This window comes from Streptomyces sp. ATLC9, assembly GCF_057196705.1.
Genome location: NZ_JBXUOY010000314.1, coordinates 1 through 5,586, shown reverse-complemented (window position 1 = coordinate 5,586; position 5,586 = coordinate 1). Strand labels below are relative to the sequence as shown.

Genomic DNA, 5,586 nt, shown 5'->3' with positions numbered 1-5,586 from the left:
ACCACCGCACTGACCACCGCCACCGAAGCCGTCACCCACTACCGCACCCTCGCCGAGGCCAACCCCGCCGCCTTCCTCCCCGACCTCGCCGGCTCCCTGAACAACCTCGCCGCCTACCAGAGCGAGGCCGGAGACCGCACCACCGCACTGACCACCGCCACCGAAGCCGTCACCCACTACCGCACCCTCGCCAAGGCCAACCCCGCCGCCTTCCTCCCCGACCTCGCCGGCTCCCTGAACAACCTCGCCAACCACCACAGCGAAGCCGGAGACCGCACCACCGCACTGACCACCGCCACCGAAGCCGTCAAGATCCGCCGCACCCTCGCCAAGGCCAACCCCGCCGCCTTCCTCCCCGACCTCGCCGGCTCCCTGAACAACCTCGCCAACCACCACAGCGAAGCCGGAAATCCTGACGGAGGGATACGAGCTTTCAGTGAAGTCATCACAGGACTTCCTCCGGCTGTACAGGCAGAATTGCTGGTCTCCCGCGCTCGATGGCGCAGCACACGGCAGGACCGCACCGGAGCCGTCGAAGACCTGCTACTTGCCGCCGGACATGTCCAAAACGGTGACAATGCCGCCTGGCTCGGCAGAGCACGTCGGCATGTGCGTGGCTTCACCGACGCCCTGTTCGCAGAGGAAGCCTCACGGTCGATCCTGAAAAAGGTCACCGGCCGACTGCCTTCCTGGGCGCTGTGTGAGCTCGACACCCGGGTGGTGGAGCACGTCCAGCGCTGGCTGGGGGCGCCGAACTGGGAAGAGCGTGAGGCACTGGTTCGCGAAGTCCACAGCGTATTGGCCACTACTCCGGGCCGTGAGACGCTAGCGGCCTTGCGCGAGTTGCACCCGGAAGCTTCCCCGGGGCTCGATGCACTTACCGATCTGCTGGAGGCGGTCGCCGAACAGGGAATGGGATCCGTTCTAGAGACGATGCGTGAGCACTACGCCCGCGCCGAGCTCATCTCACAGTGGCTTTCCACTCCAACCTGGCATGAGGACATGAAGTTCCTCGGCGAACACCCAGAACTCTCCCAGGAGCCCTGGGTACGGGAACTCTTGAGCTCGCACCAGGACGAGGCCGCGCGGCAGCATCTGGCCATCCTGGTTCTCAGCGACCATGCCCCTGTTTCCCACATCTATGATGCGATCGTGGACGTAAGCTCTGCCGTGGACCTCGCGACGGATTTTGTCCAGCAGTACACACCCCAACTTCTGTCCGACCTATTTCTCGCCGCGCCCATCCTGGCGCAGGTTCCGTTTTCAGCGCCTTATTTCCTTGCTATCCACCTTGTGATCGGTTCTCCAACCCGACCGGACAGGTCAGACCAACAAGACGTCGCACCGCAGGTACCTCAAGTCCCTTCACCGCTGGAAGTGATGGCCCAGGCTGCGGAACAGGGAAACGAGGTGCAGCGACACGCCGGAGCGAGTCGGCTACGCCGGCTCGCCGAGCGGTTTCCGGAGCATACGGCAAATCTCATCAGACTCGCCAACGTCCTCACCGAAGCAGGCGACGGACCCAGGAAGAACGGCACACCCGATGGGGACGAGTGAGTCATCCGAAACAACACGACTGACCGCCGATAACATCGCTTTCCTCAGGCGGTTGGGGGACATCTACCGTGCCGCGCAGGGATACCGTGCCACACAGATCGCGCTGGACGATGTACTGGAAACCGCGTTGCAACACCGCACCCAGGGAGTGGGAAAAACTGAGATCTCCCGAGCGCTGGGGATCCCGTGGGGCGAACTGACCCACCGTTTGGACGAACTGGCCCACAAGCCCGGCGCGTCCTCCCCGCAAACGTCCGCCCCCGGACGAGGAAGCCAGGACCAGCAACTGTACCGCCCGGACGACCTCCCCATACCGGTAAATCAGCGAGAAACGAATCCATCGCTACAGATATCCGACGGGATCATGCAGTCGATCCAGTCATCCTCCCTCTCCCTCTCCCTCTCCCTCTCCTCGTCTTTCTCGACCTCCCGGACAGACCTGTACCCAGGCATGCTGCCTTTGGGGGCATGGAAGCCTGTGAAACGGCGGATTCTGTTCCTGTCCGGAGACCCAAATCCGGGACGGAACGACTTCGGCGAGGAGGCCGCCACCATCCGAGATGCAATCGAGGGCAGCCTGGCCGAAATACGAGAGGTGCACAAAGTGCGATTGGCAGAGCTGTCAGCCGTGCTTGATAAACACTCCCCTACAGTGCTGCATATGGCGGGACACCGCACCTTCCACCACGGTCTCCACCTGAATGACCAAAACGGGCTGCTCGGCGTCTCCGACCGGGATTTCTGCACGCAGGTAATGCGAGCACGCAGACCACCGCGCCTGGCGGTACTGAGCTTCTGTGATTCTTCCGCGCTCGCTGAGCGGCTCAGCGGTACAGTGCCGGCTGTGATCAGCTGGCCATGCGAGATCAACGACCGTCAGGCACTACTCTTCGCCGAGCGGCTCTACCTTTCCTTGATCGGGCAGCGGTCGGCGGGCGAAAGCATGGAGGACGCGTACGCGGCGTTGGATCGGTCGCCACCGGCCACTGCTCCTGCACTGTATGGCAACCCTTGCGTGCAGGCCCCTTAAGCCAGCGGACGAGCAGTTTTCCTCAGCCGCGATCCTGCATCCGGCAAGGCTCTCAACGTGATCTTTGCCCCAGGACGCTGCCTCCGCGCGTGAACCGAACGTCGCAATGCAGGAGCAGGAGAGGGTCATCACAGGTCTGTCACCCAGACCAGCCCGACCATACGGATCTGTCAAACGTTCGGCTCTGTCTCACATTCGGTGGTGACGGGAAGTAAGAGTTGAGCATCTCTGCCTTGCAGGAAGTGAGGCCGGTGCTCCGACTTCGATGTTTCGAAGTGGGTGGCAGCACATCGGGTCGCTGAGAAGGTCGCGCGGGCATCCCACAGACAGGTGCCGAGCCGGCCGGGTCGAGGGAGAGACTGCTGCGGCGCGTAGACCTGCGGTTTCCAGTCGATGACCTGCCCGTCATCGCCGTGCCTCTCTGTTACCACCGAATGTGAGACAGAGCCGAACATTTTACAGTCCCACGGGCGGGTGTCCACGGAAGACCACCAGGACCCCGAGGCCTCCCGGTCGTGGCGGCTCAGCCGCGCCCGGAATCTGATCGAACCGGTCGGCGGGCAGATCACGGCCGAGTACTTCGACGTCGGTGAGAGCCGCGCCCTGCCGTGGAAGCGGCGCCCGCGCGCCGCCGAGTTGCTCGCCGCGTTCGCCGCGCTGCCCCGGGGATTCGACGCCGTGGTGATCGGTGAGCCCCAGCGTGCCTTCCACGGCTCTCAGTTCGGCAATACCTTCCCGCTGTTCACGCACTACGGCGTGCCGCTGTGGGTGCCCGAGGTCGGCGGCCCCATCGACCCGGACAACGAGGCCCATGAACGGCTACCGGCTGTGCGACCTGGGTCCGCATCCGAGTCCTTCCAAGGCCGCCGACGGCAGACATCTCCACAGCCTCGAACCCGATCCCGACGCCGCACCCGTCGTCGTCCGCATCTTCACCGAGTTCCTGCGCGGCCTGGGGGTCTTCGCCATCGCCGAGGGGCTCACCCGCGACGGCGTCCCCAGCCCGTCGGCCCACGACCGGGCCCGCAATCCGCACCGCGACACCCGGGCCTGGGCCAAGAGCGCCGTGCGGGCCATCCTGACCAACCCCCGCTACACCGGCCGTCAGGTCTGGAACCGGCAGTCCAAGTACGAGGGGCTCCTGGACATCCAGGACGTCTCCCTCGGCTATACCACGTCGATGCGCTGGAACACTCAGGAGAAGTGGATCGTCTCCAAACGGATCGTCCACACCCCGCTCGTCGACGACGACACCTTCGCGCGCGTCCAGGAAGTCCTGGGCACCCGGGCCTGCACCGGCACCGCCCACGTCCTCCACCGCACCCGCAACCCGTACCTGTTCCGCGGCCGTATCGTCTGCGAGGCGTGCACCCGGCGCATGCAGGCTCAGCGGTCCCACGGCGACGCCTACTACCGCTGCCGCTTCGCCGAGCAGTACGCGCTGGCCAACCGCGTGGCCCATCCGCGCAACGTCTATCTGCGCGAGAAGTGGCTCACCCCCGCGATCGACGACTGGCTGGCCGGGGTGTTCCAGCCCCACCGCCTGGAAGAGACCATCGATCTGATGGCCGCCGCCGAAGACCCCCGCGCCTCTGCCGAAGCCGCCGCCGCGGAAGCGGCCCGCGCCCGGATCGCCGAGTGCGACACGAAACCCCCCGGTACCGCGCCGCGCTCGAAGCGGGAGCCGATCCCGCCGTGGTGACCCGGTGGATCACCGAGGCCCAGGCCGAACGCGCACGCGCCGAAATCCGGCTGCACACCACCGCCCAGGGCACCGGCACCCGTATGTCCCGCGACGATGTCGCCGCGCTGGTCCGCTCCGTCGGTGATCTCGCCGCCGCCGTTCGTCAGGCCGACCCCGAGGACAAGGCCGAGATCTACCGCCGCCTCGGGCTTCAGCTCGCCTACGCCCCCGGTCGGCAGACCGTACGGGTGACGATCAGCCCCGAGCCCGACATCCCCCTGAACGCGGAAACCCCACGGTCTCGACGAGACCGTGGGGAAATGGTTGGTGTCCGAGGGGGGACTTGAACCCCCACGCCCGATAAAGGGCACTAGCACCTCAAGCTAGCGCGTCTGCCATTCCGCCACCCGGACCGGTGTGCGACCAGCGGCCTTCCGGCCGCGGCGACGGGGAACACCATACCAAGTTTTCGCGGTGCCTCTCACACGCATAAGCCGTGGTCCGGCGGGGTGCCGGGGCAGGCGGGCCGGGGCTGGACCGGGCCGCCGGTCAGGTGCCGGACGGTCCACCGGCGGACGGTTCGGGATGGAAGGCCGCGACGATCCTGCCGACCGTCTCCTCCAGCGGAGCGGCACGCGGCAGGGGCGGCGGGCCGCCCGCGACCGCGCGTCCGGCCAGGCCGGTGTCGGTGTGCGGCAGGTGGAGGTCGGCTACCGTCAGGCCGGTGCGGCGCCGCTCGGCGGCGACCGCCGTCAGCCAGGCGGACAGCGCCGCCTTGGAGGCGCTGTAGGCGGCCATCCGCGGCTGCGGGCGGACGGCGACCACGCCGGTGGTGGCGGCCAGGGTGCCGGGCGGGTGAAGCAGGGGCAGCGCGGCGGACAGTACCGCGACGGGCGCCAGGGTGTTGACGGCGAACAGGTGCTCGGTGACGGCCGCGCCCGTCTCCTCGGCCGGGCCGAAGGCGACCGCGCCGATCGCCACCAGTACGCCGTCCAGGCCGCCCATCGCCTCGGCGGCCAGGCGGGGCAGGGCGGCCATGCCGTCCAGGTCGTAGGCGTCGCAGGGTGCGGAACCGGCGCCCAGGCGCCGTGCCACCGACGCCAGCCGCTCCCGGTCGCGGCCGGCGAGGAAGAGCGCGTCACCCCGGCGGGCCAGGGCGTCGGCGGTGGCGCCGCCGAGGACTCCGGTGGCGCCGACGACCAGCAGGCGCGGCGGCACGTTCGATGCGTCGGGTGCGTCCGGCATGTCCCCATTGTGGGCTGCCCCGCCGGGTCCGGCAGCCCGGCGGCTCCCGCCCCCTCGCGCGGCCGGGCGG

At 67.7% G+C, this 5,586-nt stretch carries 5 protein-coding genes, 1 tRNA gene and 1 pseudogene; 4 read left to right on the top strand and 3 right to left on the bottom strand.

Translation table 11 applies throughout. From position 1 onward, the window contains the following. Positions 1 to 1,557 (top strand): annotated as a pseudogene (locus tag AC2CJA_RS23410) (hypothetical protein); the annotation flags it as partial. Between the two features lie 52 nt (positions 1,558 to 1,609). Beyond that, positions 1,610 to 2,587, top strand: a complete 978-nt coding sequence (locus AC2CJA_RS23405) for a CHAT domain-containing protein (protein WP_484604666.1) — start codon at positions 1,610 to 1,612, stop codon at positions 2,585 to 2,587. 456 nt (positions 2,588 to 3,043) lie between these two features. On the opposite strand, the gene AC2CJA_RS23400 is transcribed toward AC2CJA_RS23405, so the two are convergent. Next, positions 3,044 to 3,400 (bottom strand): hypothetical protein, encoded by a 357-nt coding sequence (locus AC2CJA_RS23400; protein WP_484604665.1) that lies wholly within the window; start codon positions 3,398 to 3,400, stop codon positions 3,044 to 3,046. Between AC2CJA_RS23400 and AC2CJA_RS23395 the strand changes: the two genes are divergently transcribed. Both AC2CJA_RS23395 and AC2CJA_RS23390 read left to right on the top strand, forming a co-directional pair. After that, the gene (locus AC2CJA_RS23395; protein ID WP_484604664.1) at positions 3,399 to 4,289 is read left to right on the top strand and encodes a recombinase family protein; all 891 of its coding nucleotides are present in this window, start codon (positions 3,399 to 3,401) and stop codon (positions 4,287 to 4,289) included. The two genes, AC2CJA_RS23400 and AC2CJA_RS23395, sit on opposite strands and share 2 nt — an antisense overlap. Next, positions 4,283 to 4,618, top strand: coding sequence for a hypothetical protein (locus AC2CJA_RS23390; RefSeq protein ID WP_484604663.1), 336 nt, complete (start codon positions 4,283 to 4,285; stop codon positions 4,616 to 4,618). The genes AC2CJA_RS23395 and AC2CJA_RS23390 overlap by 7 nt, the downstream gene beginning before the upstream one ends. Here AC2CJA_RS23390 and AC2CJA_RS23385 read toward each other — a convergent pair. Both AC2CJA_RS23385 and AC2CJA_RS23380 read right to left on the bottom strand, forming a co-directional pair. After that, positions 4,597 to 4,684: transfer RNA gene (locus tag AC2CJA_RS23385), tRNA-Leu, on the bottom strand. The two genes, AC2CJA_RS23390 and AC2CJA_RS23385, sit on opposite strands and share 22 nt — an antisense overlap. Before the next feature lie 136 nt (positions 4,685 to 4,820). Beyond that, complete coding sequence (locus AC2CJA_RS23380) at positions 4,821 to 5,516, bottom strand: SDR family NAD(P)-dependent oxidoreductase (RefSeq protein ID WP_484604662.1); 696 nt, start codon at positions 5,514 to 5,516, stop codon at positions 4,821 to 4,823. Positions 5,517 to 5,586 lie beyond the last annotated feature (70 nt).

What these genes read in the sequence shown, in the direction of transcription:
- AC2CJA_RS23395 (WP_484604664.1), top strand. Translation starts at nt 3,399, where the DNA reads ATGAACGGCTACCGGCTGTGCGACCTGGGTCCGCATCCGAGTCCTTCC.
- AC2CJA_RS23400 (WP_484604665.1), bottom strand. Translation starts at nt 3,400, where the DNA reads ATGGGCCTCGTTGTCCGGGTCGATGGGGCCGCCGACCTCGGGCACCCA.
- AC2CJA_RS23380 (WP_484604662.1), bottom strand. Translation starts at nt 5,516, where the DNA reads ATGCCGGACGCACCCGACGCATCGAACGTGCCGCCGCGCCTGCTGGTC.